This window comes from Clostridioides sp. GD02367, from assembly GCF_045900275.1.
GTDB lineage: Bacteria > Bacillota > Clostridia > Peptostreptococcales > Peptostreptococcaceae > Clostridioides > Clostridioides difficile_A.
Genome location: NZ_JBJODK010000002.1, coordinates 199735 through 215799 on the forward strand (window position 1 = coordinate 199735; position 16065 = coordinate 215799).

General features: G+C 25.8%; 13 protein-coding genes. 6 read left to right on the forward strand and 7 right to left on the reverse strand.

The genetic code is table 11. The features are described from left to right. The first annotated feature begins 489 nt into the window (after positions 1 to 489). Positions 490 to 2106 carry a DUF6765 family protein gene (locus Q3223_RS02935; RefSeq protein ID WP_407811572.1) on the forward strand — a complete coding sequence of 539 codons (1617 nt, stop codon included), beginning with the start codon at positions 490 to 492 and terminating at the stop codon, positions 2104 to 2106. A gap of 113 nt (positions 2107 to 2219) precedes the next feature. Here Q3223_RS02935 and Q3223_RS02940 read toward each other — a convergent pair whose 3' ends face one another. The 3 genes from Q3223_RS02940 to Q3223_RS02950 all read right to left on the reverse strand — a co-directional run bounded on the left by Q3223_RS02940 (position 2220) and on the right by Q3223_RS02950 (position 4236). Beyond that, positions 2220 to 2537, reverse strand: a complete 318-nt coding sequence (locus tag Q3223_RS02940) for a hypothetical protein (protein ID WP_054272100.1) — start codon at positions 2535 to 2537, stop codon at positions 2220 to 2222. 479 nt (positions 2538 to 3016) lie between these two features. Further along, on the reverse strand, positions 3017 to 3430 hold the full coding sequence (locus Q3223_RS02945; RefSeq protein ID WP_235626772.1) for a hypothetical protein: 414 nt from the start codon (positions 3428 to 3430) through the stop codon (positions 3017 to 3019). A 605-nt stretch (positions 3431 to 4035) separates the two neighbouring features. Further along, positions 4036 to 4236: a cold-shock protein gene (locus Q3223_RS02950; protein WP_021384215.1), complete on the reverse strand. Its 201-nt coding sequence runs from the start codon at positions 4234 to 4236 to the stop codon at positions 4036 to 4038. Between the two features lie 678 nt (positions 4237 to 4914). Here Q3223_RS02950 and Q3223_RS02955 point away from each other — a divergent pair. From Q3223_RS02955 to Q3223_RS02970, 4 genes are all read left to right on the forward strand, one after another. Then, positions 4915 to 5292, forward strand: coding sequence for a BlaI/MecI/CopY family transcriptional regulator (locus tag Q3223_RS02955; protein WP_054270845.1), 378 nt, complete (start codon positions 4915 to 4917; stop codon positions 5290 to 5292). A gap of 103 nt (positions 5293 to 5395) precedes the next feature. Continuing rightward, a complete protein-coding gene (locus Q3223_RS02960) occupies positions 5396 to 5785 on the forward strand; it encodes a BlaI/MecI/CopY family transcriptional regulator (RefSeq protein ID WP_284182097.1) in 390 nt (129 codons plus the stop codon). A 596-nt stretch (positions 5786 to 6381) separates the two neighbouring features. Further along, complete coding sequence (locus Q3223_RS02965) at positions 6382 to 7074, forward strand: response regulator transcription factor (protein ID WP_054270844.1); 693 nt, start codon at positions 6382 to 6384, stop codon at positions 7072 to 7074. A gap of 195 nt (positions 7075 to 7269) precedes the next feature. After that, on the forward strand, positions 7270 to 9339 hold the full coding sequence (locus tag Q3223_RS02970) for a histidine kinase dimerization/phospho-acceptor domain-containing protein (protein ID WP_407811577.1): 2070 nt from the start codon (positions 7270 to 7272) through the stop codon (positions 9337 to 9339). Between the two features lie 187 nt (positions 9340 to 9526). Here Q3223_RS02970 and Q3223_RS02975 read toward each other — a convergent pair whose 3' ends face one another. From Q3223_RS02975 to Q3223_RS02990, 4 genes are all read right to left on the reverse strand, one after another. Next, on the reverse strand, positions 9527 to 9853 hold the full coding sequence (locus tag Q3223_RS02975) for an AzlD domain-containing protein (protein ID WP_054270841.1): 327 nt from the start codon (positions 9851 to 9853) through the stop codon (positions 9527 to 9529). Beyond that, positions 9846 to 10547 (reverse strand): AzlC family ABC transporter permease, encoded by a 702-nt coding sequence (locus Q3223_RS02980; RefSeq protein WP_054270840.1) that lies wholly within the window; start codon positions 10545 to 10547, stop codon positions 9846 to 9848. Before Q3223_RS02980 ends, Q3223_RS02975 begins: the two co-directional genes overlap by 8 nt. Positions 10548 to 10812: 265 nt before the next feature. Beyond that, the gene (locus Q3223_RS02985; RefSeq protein WP_407811580.1) at positions 10813 to 12198 is read right to left on the reverse strand and encodes a PLP-dependent aminotransferase family protein; all 1386 of its coding nucleotides are present in this window, start codon (positions 12196 to 12198) and stop codon (positions 10813 to 10815) included. A gap of 63 nt (positions 12199 to 12261) precedes the next feature. Continuing rightward, positions 12262 to 12678, reverse strand: coding sequence for a DUF3284 domain-containing protein (locus Q3223_RS02990; protein WP_054270838.1), 417 nt, complete (start codon positions 12676 to 12678; stop codon positions 12262 to 12264). Between the two features lie 477 nt (positions 12679 to 13155). On the opposite strand from Q3223_RS02990, the gene Q3223_RS02995 reads away from it, so the two are divergent. Further along, positions 13156 to 16059, forward strand: coding sequence for a sigma 54-interacting transcriptional regulator (locus Q3223_RS02995; protein ID WP_407811582.1), 2904 nt, complete (start codon positions 13156 to 13158; stop codon positions 16057 to 16059). Positions 16060 to 16065 lie beyond the last annotated feature (6 nt).

A 16065-nucleotide genomic window follows, 5' to 3' on the forward strand; every position in this document is an offset into this window, starting at 1 on the left:
TCAAATATATCATTTAGAAATATATTTTATACCTCCATAAATTAATGTCTATTATACTTTAATTTATTAGCATATTTAAGAACTTATATCAGCAATTTGTCAAACTATTTTTAGAAGAAAATAGAGCAAGGACACAGGAGAAAAATTTACAGAGATTTATTCTTATGATGTGTGGTTAACAATGGATAAGGCTAGAGAATTTGTAAAAGAAAAATTATAAGTTTTAAAGTTTTATTTAAACAAGTATATAGATAAGAAAAATTTATATCAAAGTTTTTCTTATCTATTTTTTCTTATAAATATATTTATTAAATTTATAAAAAGATATATTTCTAGAAAAAATATGTTTTTTGACTATTTATGCGTTTTTGATGGCTAGTTAGACAGTAAGTGTTGAATATTTTGAATATTTAATTTATTATTTTAATAAATAATTATATATAAGTACACATATAATTATTTATTAAAATAAAATTAAGAGGTGATTTTATGAATTTAGATTTTCACTATTATGGTACATATCTTGCAGCTAAAATAGCTGGTTATAATGATTCTGATGCAAATACAATAGCTTATGCTGCTCAATATGTGGATGAATCAACTAAGAGTATGATTCTTGAAGATGTAAATTTTACACTACCTACAGTACAGACAACTTTAGAATTTGAAAAATATTATGCAGATTTTACTTCATGGGGCTATAAATGGAATCTTGATAGTTTAAATGAAATAAGAAAAGTATGGATACCATTTCATTTTTTACCTGGAAATTTGAACAACCAATATGAGTATAATGGAGTTAAAGAAAGCACAGGACTTACAACAAACTGGAAATTTAAAGATGGAGATGAGAGAAGATTTAGATTAATGTGTTTACCAAATAGTGAAACTGTTTCTTCTATTATAAATGACCTTATCTATTTTCATAGTACTGAGGAATATAAATTACAATTTATTGGAATGAGAATGCATGTACTTGCAGATACATGGGCACACATGTATTTTATTGGAAGACCTGAATGGTATATTAATGATGTTAAAGAATTTATAGCAGAAGAAAGTAAATACATAGAAGAAACTAAATGGACTAAAGCAGAAGAATATCGTAACGGTAGCTGGCATGCTATTAATGTTTCTGGTACTCCTGAGGTTGGTGGATATGAAGGAATTGCATATCTTGGACATGGAAGAATGGGTCATATACCAGACTATGGATATCTCAATTACAGATATGTTCCAAATTGGAGTTGTACTGATGATAAAGTGAAGATACAAAAAAATAATCAAGACAATTTCTTTAAAGCATTTTGTCAAATGGTATATGCACTAAAGTGTATTAAGAATGGTACTGATTTTAGCCTAAATCAATATGAGAGTTTAACAGAAAATCAAAAAATAGAAGTTATAAAAGTAATAACAACTAGAAAAGATGACCAGTCAGATGCATGGAAAAAAGCAATAAAAGCTTTAGGATATAGTTCTTTAGATAACTTTGATAAAAACAAATGGAAAAATGAATTTGAAAAATCTTCTAATAAGCAAAAAACAAACTATTATTATTTTAATCTAGTAGCCAAGAAACATATAGATTATGTAAATAATTTCTTAGAAGAAAATAAATTGAAATTAGATGAAATGTGTAGTGAATATTGTGAATTCAAGACTTTTGATGATAGCCAATTTGCTAAAAATAGAAATAGAGTAACAAAAATTATACTTAGAGGAGCTTTTATAGTTGATGCTATACAGTTTGTATATGATGGAAAATATAAAACTCAACTACATGGAGAACCTTTTGGGGGTAGCATAGTATCTATGGATTTAGATGTGGATGATTATATAATTAAAATAAGTGGTTCTATAGGATGGTTTACTGGTTTATCTATACCAGCTAGAACAATAGGTAAAATAACTTTTTTAACTAAAAAAGGAAAAACTATAACAGCAGGAGAAGAAAAAGCCTTTAAGAAATATGGAAACTTTACTCTGGAACCAGAATCTGGTGAACAAATATTTGCCCTTCAGGGTTCATACTCAGTATATAATTTTAGTTCAGAGTATAGCAAAAGATATTTAGATTGTCTAGGGATTGCTTGTATGAAATAATTACATGAAAGAATGTTTAAAAGCCAAATTAGAAATTTTTATTTAATAGATAGATTAGAAGGTAGCAACTAGAGTTAGTTGTTATCTTCTTTTACTATTAATCCTATTATATTTTATATAACTATATATCTTTTCCTAATTATATAATAGGATATTATTGTTATAATAGATACTAATATTACTGATATTATCGCAGTATCAAGTCTTCTTATTAATAACCCCATTATTATGTATTCCAAGCCTATTAAATATTGAAAAAATATTTCTAGTTTAGTAGCTTTTTCTCTATCTATATTACCATATTTTAATTCTAATTTATTTAAATACTTTTTCTTACAATAATTAGTTTTACCCTTGATTAAATATCCTACAGTAACCACTATTGTAAATGTTACTCCATAACTTAAAAATATAATGTTCCAAGAGTTCATAGTAGAGATACCTCCATTTAGATTTAGATTTATTTCTCTTAATCAAATTATATCAGTAGTATGAACATAAAGAATGTCTAAAAAATTACAAATATTAATAGAATGAATAACATTATACAAGATTAAACAAAGAAAAATGTGGTAGGGTTAACCTACCACATTTTTACCCACTAATAAATGATGATACAAAAGTCAGTATAAAAAATGAAACAAACAATATAATGAACTTGTGCAATTTGCTTAGTTGAAATACTTTATTAGCAAAAAATAAAATTAATACTGAGAGCAATGCAAAAAGTAAATCTTTTATAATAATCATTTTATATCCTATTGATTTCTTACAGATTGTAAGTAGTATTTAGTTACATAAGCCCCGCCTTTATTATAACGTATTTTTTTAAATTTAAAGATTTTCCCAGATGTTATATTTGACCCAAGATGCATTATAATTGCTCCAACTATAGCAGCAAGATACTGACCTACACCAGGAATGGCACCGCCAAAAGACCTGCAACTCCTGTACCAGCACCAGCTAAAGTTAATGCAACTCCTTTAGAAAGATATAAATCAAAGCCTGTCTTAGTCCAAACTATTTTATTTGTCCCAGCTTTTCTATAATATAATTCATTTTCAACAAGAGTAGTGTTAACATCGTTTTCCTTAAGGTTTTTAATTAGTTTATTCATATCTATGTATGTAACTGTACCTGGTTTAGGTAATTGAGAGTCGTTGATTTTCAAGTCTTCTATTGACGCTGGATTATTTTCCATATAATTTGGGATGTCATTTGAAAGCCCCATTGCATTGGCTGTTTGTCCAATAGGTATACCTACAAGAGCTGCTAATAATGCTACTGATAACAATTTCTTAATCCTTGGGTTTCTTAGTTTCATAAAATACATCCATTTTAAATTAGTTATATATCAAAGATATATATTATTGTTGTAGAATGTAATTCTTAAGAATTAACTATATTAAATATTAATAAAACATATAGTAAAACTTAAGAATGCATACAATAAAACTGAATATAAATTAAGTATATGAGATAAATTTCATGTAATATAAGCTTATATATTATAATTATATATAAACTTATAATATATATTGTAACAATAAAACGAACTAAAATTATCATACTAAAACATAAGACATGTTAAATTGTATTAGATATATAAATTAACATACACCAAAGCACTCCTATAAAAAGAGTGCTTATTTTTTTGGAACACATTAAAGAAAAAACTATCAAGAATATTACTCAACATACCTTAGAAACGATTTAAATAGGTCTTTTTAACAACCTAGAACATATGATATAATAAAAAAATAGAAGTGTATTTGCAGTACACTTCTATATCTGTAACTAAGCATTCTCATGTCAGGGAATGATTTTTTCATTTCTCCAAACAACCTTGTTTTTTTCATCAACAATTATCTTACATATACTAGCAATAAAAAAAGACCCTAAAAGAGTCTTTCCCGAAAAATCTATATATTATAATATAGTTATATTTTCTGCTTGAGGACCTCTAGCACCTTTAACTATATCAAAGCTTACTTGTTGACCTTCTTCTAATGATTTAAATCCTGAAGTTTGTATAGCTGAGAAATGAGCAAACACATCATCTCCACCTTCTATTGATATAAAACCAAATCCTTTTTCATTATTAAACCATTTCACTATTCCATTATTCATTAAAAATACTCCTATTAACCTATATCAAGATATACTTGATTTAATTGTGTATTACCACAAATACTATTGTATCATAGATTAATAGAAACGTCTACTTAATTATATTTATTTAGTTAACATTTCTACTTATTCTTAATATTAAAAATACATTTAAGACCTTTGTATTACTATAAATTGGTACGAATGTAGATAAAGCTAAAAAAAATTCTCTAGAAAACAAAATCTATATAACTGTGTATCTATAAATTTATAATAATCATATGAACTATCAGTATAAGCAGTCAATATATGTGTATATCCATACAATTTATTTTTAAATATAGATATTATTACCCACCTAAAAAACTTTCACAAAACCAAAAGAGTATATGTTTTTGATAACTTACCAATATAACTTATAACTCATCTTACAAGTCTTATTTAATAAATATTTATACCACTAAATTCCTCTAGTTTTACCAATTTAGTTTTATTCTACAATTAAAACAATACAATATAACTAGTTATTATTCAACAGATATGTTTGAAAATTGAATAAATTTATGGATATGAATAATATTTTTTATATATAAAAATAAACTAAAACAGTAGAATATATGGTAAATTTTACCTGTAGTTTTTGTGTTAAAAAGCTCCTATTATTAGTTTAAGTTAGACTGAATGAGGGAGCGACATAAGATGAAAGAAGAAATGTTAGTAGAAAAATTATTAAGAGCAGAATTAATAGTGATGGAATATTTATGGAAAAAAGATTCTAAAATGTCTAAAAAAGAAATTGTAAAAGATATAACACAGATGTATGGATGGCATAAAAGTACAATAAAAACACTATTAAAGGGGCTACTTGACAAAGGTTATTTGGCTAGGGATATTATAAAGTTTCAATCTCATTATAAAATAATAATAGATAATGAAGAATATTACGCTTTTAAGAAAAAGGTACTAAAATCTAGCAAGAGTAGAAAAATAATGCGGTCTCTTACTACCATGCATAAAAATGTAAGTAAAGAAAAGTTAGATTCATTAGAAGAGTATTACAGAAACTTAAAAGAGTAATATGGTAAAAATCAGATGTATATATTTGGCTAAATTCTCTTGTCTGAGAAGTTTTATTGATGTAGAATTTACATATGCATAAATCGGCAAAAGGGTGTAAACTATGAAAATTAGTAAATTACCAGAAGCAGAATTAAAAGTTATGAGATATATTTGGGAAGCTAACAAAGTATTAACTTCTAGAGATTTGGTTAATGCAATGGAAGGACAAAATGGATGGAATGAATCAACTACATTTACAGTTTTAAAAAGATTAGAGCGAGGGGAATTTTTAGGTACAGAGAAAATAGGTAAACTTACACACTATAATGCAATAGTAAAAGAGGAAAAATATCTAAGGTTTGAAACAAAAGAATTTTTGAAGAATATACATAAAAATTCAATTTCAAGTTTAATATCAGCATCGCATAGTAAAGATGATGAAGTGGATGAAGATAAATTAATTGAACTCGAAGAACATTTTAAGCGTTTGAAAGAAAAAAATGACAAATAGATACATAATAAATAAAATGAAGGTAGAAAAAGTTATAATTTCATACCTTCATTTTATTTATTATTCTGAACATATTAAAAAAATGAAATAGGTTTGTCTTATATTTATATAAATTTTAATAAAATATGTATGGTATATAATAGATAGTATGTATAAAAATAGAATTTAAATAAGTAGCTATTATTGCAGTTAAATAAATGCTTCTAAACCTATTTGGGTGGAAGAACGGTGGAAGAAAATTAGTAAAATATGATTCTTCCACAATTCTTCCACCTTAAAAATAAAAACTGCTCAATAAGAATTAATATACATTAATTCAGCTGAATCCAATCAAAATACTTAAATAAAAGTAATCTGAAAACAACATAATTAAAATCAATTAATTCAAATAAACCTCAATTTATCTTAAATCTTAAGAAATATTTAAGATTTAGGATAATATTTTCTTAAGATTTATATTCTATTATATATTTATAAGGTAAAGTTACAAAAATGTAAGCCAAATTAATATAACAATTTAGTCATTGTTGAGAAAGGGAGTGAAAGATATTGTATAATAGAGATGAGTATTATTATACAATAGAGGAAGTGAAAACATGTACAACATATTAGTAGTAGATGATGATAAAGAAATCGTTGATTCAATAGAAATATATCTTAAATCAGAAGGATTTAAAATATATAAAGCATATGATGGAATGAAAGCTTTGGAAGTAATAACAGAGAATGACATTCATCTAATATTAATGGATATAATGATGCCTAAATTGGATGGAATCAAGGCAACTGTGAAAATACGAGAAGAAAGAAACATACCAATAATTTTAATTTCAGCAAAAAGTGAAGATACAGATAAAATAATGGGATTAAATATTGGAGCTGACGATTATATAACAAAGCCATTTAACTTATTAGAGCTTATAGCTAGAGTTAAATCAAACTTAAGACGTTATGTAACTTTAGGCAATTATGAAGATGCTAGTCAAGAAGTTTTAAAAAGTGGAGCTTTGGAGTTAAATACACTAACAAAAGAAGTGAAAATTGATGGTGAAAATATAAAAATGACTCCAATTGAGTACAAAATCATTAAACTTCTTTTAGAAAATAAAGGACGAGTTTTCTCAATAGATGAGATATACGAAAAAGTATGGAATGAAGAAAGTTTTAATTCAGAAAATACAGTAGCAGTACATATTAGGCGAATAAGAGAAAAGATTGAAATAAATCCAAAAGAACCAAGATTTTTAAAGGTGGTGTGGGGAGTTGGTTATAAGATTGAAAAATTTTAGTGGAAAACTTATAAAAGAAAAAAGTTTAATATTTAATTGCGTTTTGATTTTGGTCATTTTTACATTTACACAAATGTTAGGAATTCTTATATGTTTTAACTTTTTCTCTAGTAGTTTAATTTATTCTATGGGAATTATGCTTGTATTAAATTTTATATTATATAAAATACTGACAATGTAGATGAGGTGGACAAGTTGGAAAAATATAGAGCATTGAAGTTAGTCTCATTAATCATAATATCTATCTCATTTCCATTAACTATATTGTTGGTAACAATAGGGCTTGCTGAACCTAAATACAATATACAAAAAACTTCTACAAAGAATGGAATTTTTAATATATCTGATGATTTTTATGACAGTAATTTGTTTGATGATGAGACAATGTTGAATTTATTATACAATTTTAAGCTATCTATGGGTATTGGGTTAAGTAGTGAAGAAAAAATAAATTATGAAGATTTTTACACAAGAGGTAAGAGTCTAGATTCAAGTAGTAGCATTTCTGATTATAATAAAATCATGAAGAAGGTAGAAACTTCTTCTGAATATTTAAGTTCTCTAAAAAATATAAAAATGTATATTGTAAAGATAAATTCAGGCGAATTTTATACAAATACAGAATATAGTTCGTTAGAGGGTTTTAAGCAAAATATTAAAGGCTATTGTGACATAGAAATAGTAAATGATGGAGAAAGAAGCTCATATACTAAAAAAATAAATGGAGAAAAATTTGAATTAAATAATGTTAGTATGGAACTAAATGGAGAAGAGGACGCTTTTGAGGTCTATGCATCTTTTCCCAAAGAACCCACTGTAGATGATGGAATAGTATATACTAACTTTCAAGTATTTAAACAAGCTACAGAAAAAGTAAGATTATTTTTTGTAGCTAGTTTAAGTTTAGCAATTATATGTTTATTATCTATAATTTTATATAGTAGAATAAAATGTGAAGCTTTAAAAAGAAATAACATACTTTTACTAATATACAAGAAGATACCTATGGAATTTAATGTAATATTGGTATCTATTTCAACTGTGTTTTTGATTATGTATATTTTTGATGTATCTTATGATATTTATGTTATGATGTTAGTTTCTGTATCCTTATTGGTAGTATCAAATAATATATTTTTTATACATGTTCAATTGAGTTATTTAGAAAATAAAATATGTATATTTAAGTCAAGTATTATAGTAAGAGTGATTTTATGGCTAATAAAGACTGTAAAGGAGGTTATTAACGCTATAAAAAAAGTATCTTTAGCAAGAAAAGTTATTATGATAGTTATAGCATCTTTAGTTTTAATCATGGCGATTAGCACTCAAAGTACAAGCTTTGGATTATTGGTTTCTATATGGATATTTTTAGGATTTGCAATATATATAACTAAAAGACTTTCCTATCTTAGCTATGTAATAGAAGGTACAGAAAAGATAAAACAGGGAGAATTAGATTATAAGATAAAAATTGCAGGAAATGATAATTTTACATCTTTAGCTGAAAATATAAATAATATTGGAGAAGGTCTTGATAAAGCAATAGAAGAGCAAGTAAAGAGTGAAAGAATGAAGTCTGACCTTATAACAAATGTATCTCATGATTTGAAAACTCCACTTACTTCTATAATAAATTATGTAGACTTGATTAAAAAAGAAGAATCTATACAACCAGACTATATAAATGACTATATAAATGTACTTGAATCAAAGTCAAAAAGATTAAAATTATTAATAGAAGATTTATTTGAAGCTAGTAAAGTAAGTAGTGGTAATATAGAATTACAGATTAGTAAAATTGATTTAGTGCAACTATTAAGACAAAGTATAGGTGAACTTGAAGAGAAGTTGTCTAAAAGTAATTTAGATATAAAATTAAATGTCCCAAATAATAAGGTATATATATGGGCAGATGGAAGAAGAATGTATAGAGTATTTGAAAATCTTTTGTCTAATATAGCTAAATATTCTTTAGAGGGAACTAGAGTATATATTGATGTATACGATTGTGATAAAAATCTAAAAGTAACTATGAAAAATATATCTTCTTATGAATTAAACTTTGACCCAAGTGAGATTATGGAAAGATTTAAAAGGGCAGACGAATCAAGAAATACTGAAGGTAGTGGATTAGGACTTGCTATTGCAAGAGATTTAGTAAACTTACAAGGTGGAAAGTTCTATATAGAAATAGATGGAGATTTATTTAAAGCAAATTTAGAGCTTCAAAAATATGAAGAAGAAGTAACAAGTGTAGATTGAGATAATATTTAAATACACACATACTTTTATAAAGAATAATAAATTTTATCATAATAAATTAAAATCTTGCTAGTAACGATTGAAATGTAAAAAACAGAGTGGTTTAAAACTACTCTGTTTTTTATTTAAAATCAAGATGATAATAAATTAAAATTGTACATATAATTTAGAAACTATTATCTAAAGATTATAGGATAATTCCAAATAAATATATAGATATCACACCTGTAACAATAGAAATTCCAATAGATTTAAACCTATAAGCTACAAGAAGTACAACTAGAAAAGATATAATTTTAGGATTAGTCATAGATAAATATAAATTATCATCATTAAAGAATACATCTTTAGCAGTTAAAGAAGTAAGTATTGCTACAGGTATAAATTTCATAATTTTTTTCAAAGGTTCAGGCATTTCTTTTTTTGAGAAAATCAACATAGGAAGAACTCTTGGAAGATATGTGACAATATACATTCCAATTATAATACAAAGTATGTAATAATTATTATTCATAAGACTCCTCCTTTTTATAGTAAGATTCCTCTATGAAGAAACCAATCAAAGATGCTAAAATTGAAGTAACTATTATCACCAAATTATTTTTAAATAATGCATATAATACAACTGAAATAATAATTGATGATATAAATACCACAATATAAATTTTATTTTTTATCTGAGAAACTATTAGAGCTATAAACATAGAGGTCAATATAAAACCAGAAATAGAACTATCTATAGATATACTTTCTCCTAAAAATGCTCCAATAAAATTAGCTAAAACTGATGAAATTAGACAGAAGAAGTTTAGATAAAGTGCATTTTTATCAGACCAATTTCCAGTAGTAAATTTTTCGTAATTAACTGCAAAAGTTTCATCTGTTATAGTATGACAAAATGGTAATATAAATTTTGGACTTTTATTTTTTATACACATATTTAAATTAGAGCTCATTAGAAAATGTCTTAAATTAACAATGAATGTAGTCAAAACAATAGATGTTATACTTGCCCCAGTAGAAATCATTGAAGCTGCAATAAATTGAGAACTTCCTCCAAATACTAGTGTTACCATTAGTGCTATTTGAAAAGGTGAAAGACCAGATTTTTGTAATAGTATTCCTCCTACTATACCTATAGGTATATAACCTAGAAATATTGGGATTGAAGCAATAAAACTTTCTCTTAGTTCTTGAGATTTTCCCATAATAAAATCACTCCTTTTGTTTTAATGTATTAAAGATTAGTAAAACAGTAAAATAGATTAGTGGTATAATTGCAATCATACTTAAAAATGAATTTGGATTAATATGTAAACTACCATATAAAATCAAGATAGTTTAAAAATACTATCAAAATCAATATACTGGTAATAATCTATATTAATCTCTATAAATTAATTACTATTTGTTGTAATTTTATTGTAACAACAAAAAAAAATACACACAATTAAAAAATTGTGTGCAATACAATTATCTTTTTTCATCCAATAATCTTTTCAGTACAGTAAGACCTGCTTTAAGTTCTTCTGTACTTTCTGTAGCACATACGGCTATTCTTATTGCAGAAATAGGTTTTTCCTTTCCAACAGCAAAACGCTCAGATGCATAAACCTGTACACCTTTTTTAAGTGACTCCATTTCAAATTCTTCTGCCATTATATCATCAGGCAGAATCAACCACCTAAAGATACATTCATCACTTCCTAAAAGATTGTATTCAGATAAATACTGATTAATAATCTTGTTTCTTCTCCTTGCAGATTTGCGACGAGCATTGATTAATTTATCAGCTTCTCCTGAACTAATCATACGATAAGCAATTTCTGTTAAAAAATAGGATTGAGATAAATTAATATTGTATAAAGCACTTGATAATGCTTCTCTATACTGTTTAGGTGTAGAGATATAGGCCAAACGTAAGCTAGGTGCAATAATTTTTGATAAACTCGTAATATAGATTGTCTGATTTGGTATATAAGAAGCCACTGGATTTAAATGTTCCTCATTAAGTAAGCTATGAATAGCATCTTCAATAACAATTAGATTGTATTTAGATGCAATATTTGCAATCATCTTTCGCCCATTTTGTGACATTATATGTGTAGTTGGATTTTGATAATCTGGTATTATGTATAGTCCTTTAATATTTTCATTTTTACAAGCATATAATAGACCTTCTTCACTAATTTCCATATTTTCTTGTTTAATTGGAACTAGTTGTATTCCAAGCATTTTAGCTGCAGTCTTTATTCCAGGGTAAGTTAATGGGTCTACACCTATTTTATCTCCATGTTGAAATAAACCTGCTAAAATGGCTACAATTGCATTTTGTCCACCACTTGCAGGAAGTAGACTATCTGCTGTAGTTTCAAGTCCAGCTCTATAAATTAATTTAACAATAGCTTCTTTTTGCCACTTGGCACCATCTCTTTGGCCATACTGAAATATAGTTTTAAAATCGATTTCTTTAATTATATGCTTAAACAAGGTATTCATTTCTTCTAATGTGAAATCTGGATTCATTGTACCCATTTCAATAAATGTAATTTTATTATTACTCGACATTAAGAATAAATTTGAGCGTGTATCATAAGATACAAAGGTCCCACTTCCAGTAACTCCACTTACCAATCCTTTTTTTTCACAAATTTTAAAAGCTCTAGAAATGGTACTGACATTAACATCTAAAAAATCTGCCAATTCACGTTGTGGTGGTAATTTAGTACCTGGCAACAACAATCCATTATTGATGTCTATTTCTAACTGTCCTGCAAGAGCTTTATATAATATTTGTCCTTTTGAAGGTCGCTTTGGTTTCCAGCTCATAGGATAATTTTCAAAAGAATTAATTGGCATAAATTTTCACCTCTCATTATTAGTTTAATTGCTATCTTTATCTAAAACAATGAAGCCATATTTTTAATTATTCTTATTTTCTAACTCTATTTCCAAGTTCTTTATAAATTTATTAAATTCTTCTGGATGTCTTTTTCCAAATAATATTCTTACAAGGACTGAATTAATTTTTCCAAATACATTTCTCTCACTTTCACTTTCAGTGAAAATAAGTTTTGTATTTTTTAAATCAATATGTATAAGTTCATATCTAGTGATAATACTTTCTCTGTTATTGCTTGTTTTTATCTCATATATTTTATTTTTTTCAAAATTAGTTATTTCAACCTTAAATCTTTTGTTATTTTTCTGTTGTACAAATGTACCCACTGCTTTTTTTTCATTAAAATTAGGAAAATTTAATCTTGCAGATTTTGTAAATATATTAAATATATCTTTTGCAGAATGTTTTAATAAGATTTCAGCTTTAAATGTATTCATATCGTTTTCCTCTCTGTATGTAAATTTAATACTCGTAAATTAATTTTTAAGTTAAAATAGTATAATATGCCATATAAAAGCATGTAAAAGTCATTTGTATATCCAAAACCATATGGTATAAGTATTTATACTATTATATAAAAGTAAAATTTTAAAACAGAAAGTGTTAAAAGCATAATTTATAATAATTTTTATTGTTGAGTAGATATGTATTATTATATCTAATTAAACAAGTTTTTCAATTATAAATTTATAAATATTATTATATTATAATTCAAATAAAGGATTAAATTATTTAAATTTATAAATAGTAAATACATTTAGTAAATTACTAAATATACAAAATGTAAATGATTATCAAATTGTATAAGTACCAATAACACCCAGTTACCTACAGGGTTTGAATAGCAAAAAATATTAAATTAAGTATGGCATGATAGTTGCTTATATAATTTATCAAGAAAGGAGTTATTAAGCATGGAGTTGAGAGATAAACTTGTAAACATCATAAATACAGAAAATAAAAAGGAACCATTAACAGATGTTCAGATAGCAAAGTTTTTAAGTACAACTAGAGAGAATATAACTAATTTAAGAAAAGAGCTTAATATAAGTAATTCAAGGCAAAGAAGATATCCTTATCTAAAGTCAGCAATTTCATCTATATTACAAAAGAATAAAAATATTTCTATATCAGAAATCACAAGAGAATTGATGGCGGAAGGTTTTAATATATCAAGAAGAGTTGTAGAGGAACTTTTGCCTAATGAAAGTTTGGAAATGAATGTAGTAGAGATACCTAAAGAAGAATCAGAAGATTCATTTGAAACTCTAATAGGAAATAAGGGAAGTCTTAAAAATGCAGTGGAACAGGCTAAGTCAGCTATATTATACCCTCCAAAAGGATTGCCCGCGTTGATTGTAGGAGAAAGTGGAGTTGGTAAAAGTTTATTTTCTAAGCATATGTATGAGTTTGCAAAGAAGAAAAAAGTAATAAAAGAAAGTTCAAATTTTGTTGTATTTAATTGTGCTGATTATAGTGACAATCCACAATTATTGTTATCTTTGTTATTTGGATATAAAAAAGGTGCATTTACAGGTGCTGAATATGATACACCAGGTCTTGTAGAGGAAGCTGATGAAGGGGTTTTATTTTTAGATGAAATACACAGATTGCCTCCAAAAGGTCAAGAAATACTATTTTCTATATTAGACAGAGGAAAGTTTAGAAGATTAGGTGAAACTAATGCTGAAAGGAAAGTAAGTATTATGTTGATTGGAGCTACTACTGAAAATGTGGAAACTAATTTATTATTGACATTTAGAAGAAGAATACCAATGCTAATAACTTTACCACCATTACATGAGAGACTACTAAAAGAGAAAATAGACCTTATATACAATATCTTTCAACAAGAGTGTAATAGAATAAATGCAAAAATATTTGTAGATAAAAATGTAATTGAAATACTTGCACTAAAAAAATTTAGTGGAAATATAGGGCAATTACAAAATATGATTCAGGTTCTTTGTGCAAGAGCTTTTATGAAGTTTATAAATTCCAAAGGTGAAGATAAAGAGTCAATAGTAGTAGTAGATATAAATGAAGTTCTAAAGCTTAAAGATTCTTTTAAAGATGCAGCTTTTCAAGAGGTTGAATACACAGAAATAAGAAAATATTTAAAAAATGCTATATTTATGCCATTTAATTCAGATGAATCATCAGTAAAAGGAAATTTTTTGAGTGACGAGTATATGTTACCAGAAGATATATACAAAACAATTGAAAAAAAATATTATGATTTAAAATCCCTTGATATTGAAGATATAGATATAGAGAATATTTTATGGACTTTTATTTTAAATAGATTTGCTGATTTAAAGTTCAATCTTAATAGTGATGAAGAGCTTTTTTCAATGAGTGATTTAAATAGTTTTGTAAGTGATGATTTAGTCAAGTTAGTAAAAGAACTTATGAATGATATAGTTGAAAAAAATATTAGCTTAGAAGTAAATAAAAACATGTTCAAATATATGGCAATACACTTAGAAGAAGCTATAAAAAGAATTAAATTAAATCAAAAAATAATAAACGTAAATTTAGAAAAAATAAGAAGTGATTTTTCAAAAGAATATGAAATTGGTAAAAATTTTGCAATAAAAATAGAAGAATTAATTGGTATTAAGATTCCAGATGATGAGATTGGATTTATAACACTATATATAAAATCAGCTCTAAAAAATGAAGTAAAAAAGGATAAAGTAGGATTAATAATAATTTCTCATGGACGTATAGCTACTGAGACTGTAAATGTGGTTAAAGAACTTTTAGGAGTAAAGTTTCCTGTAGCTATAGACATGCCTTTAGATGAAAAACCAATAAATATATACAATAAGGCAGTAGAATTATCAAAAATAATAGACCAAGGAAAAGGAGTTTTGTTTTTGGTAGATATTGGTTCACTTACGAACATAGGTCAGATAGTAAATAAGCGAACTAATATAAATACTAAAACTATTGATAGAGTGGATTTATTAATGGCATTAGAGGCAGCTAGGAAAGTTTCTATGGGAGATGAAGAATTAGATGAAATATTTTTTTCTTTGTTAAAAGATAGGATGGGATATAACTATGAATTGGAAAAACATATGGATAAATCAAATGCAATTGTAACTTTGTGTCTTACTGGAGAAGGAACTGCCAAATACATAAGTGAAACATTGGAAGAAAAGTATAATAATACTAAATGTTATCAAATGAGTGCGTTAGATGAAAATTTATTTTGTAAAATTGAAAATTTGAAGGAGACAAACAATATATTGGCTATTGTTGGAACAATAAATCCTAAGATACCAGGTATAAATTTTATCCCATATAATAAAGAACTTTTCAAAAACCTGGATATATACTTATCAAACTCAAGAAAACAAGAAGACAAACAAATTAAAGTGTATGAAAGAATGCTTGATGAAGATTTAGTTATTTTCGAACCAAATATATACTTTAAAAAGGATTTATTAGAGTACATATGTTCAATTCTTATAAATAAAGGATATGTGGAAAAAGATTACTTAGATTCTGTTTTACATAGAGAAGAAATGCTTCCAACATATTCTAAAGGAGCCATAGGTGTACCACATGGAGATTCATCTACTGTAAATAGTACAAGGTTTGTTTTTGTTAAACTAAAGAATCCTATTGACTGGAATGTAGGTAATGTAAATTTTATATTTATGCCAGTTTTTAAGACTAATGATAAAGATATTGTTAAAAATGTTCTTGAAATATTAAAAGATGAAGAATTTATGAATAATGCTAAGCAGTGTTTTAATAAAAATGATTTCAAAAATATTATATTAGATAAATTTAAACATCTGTAGCCATAA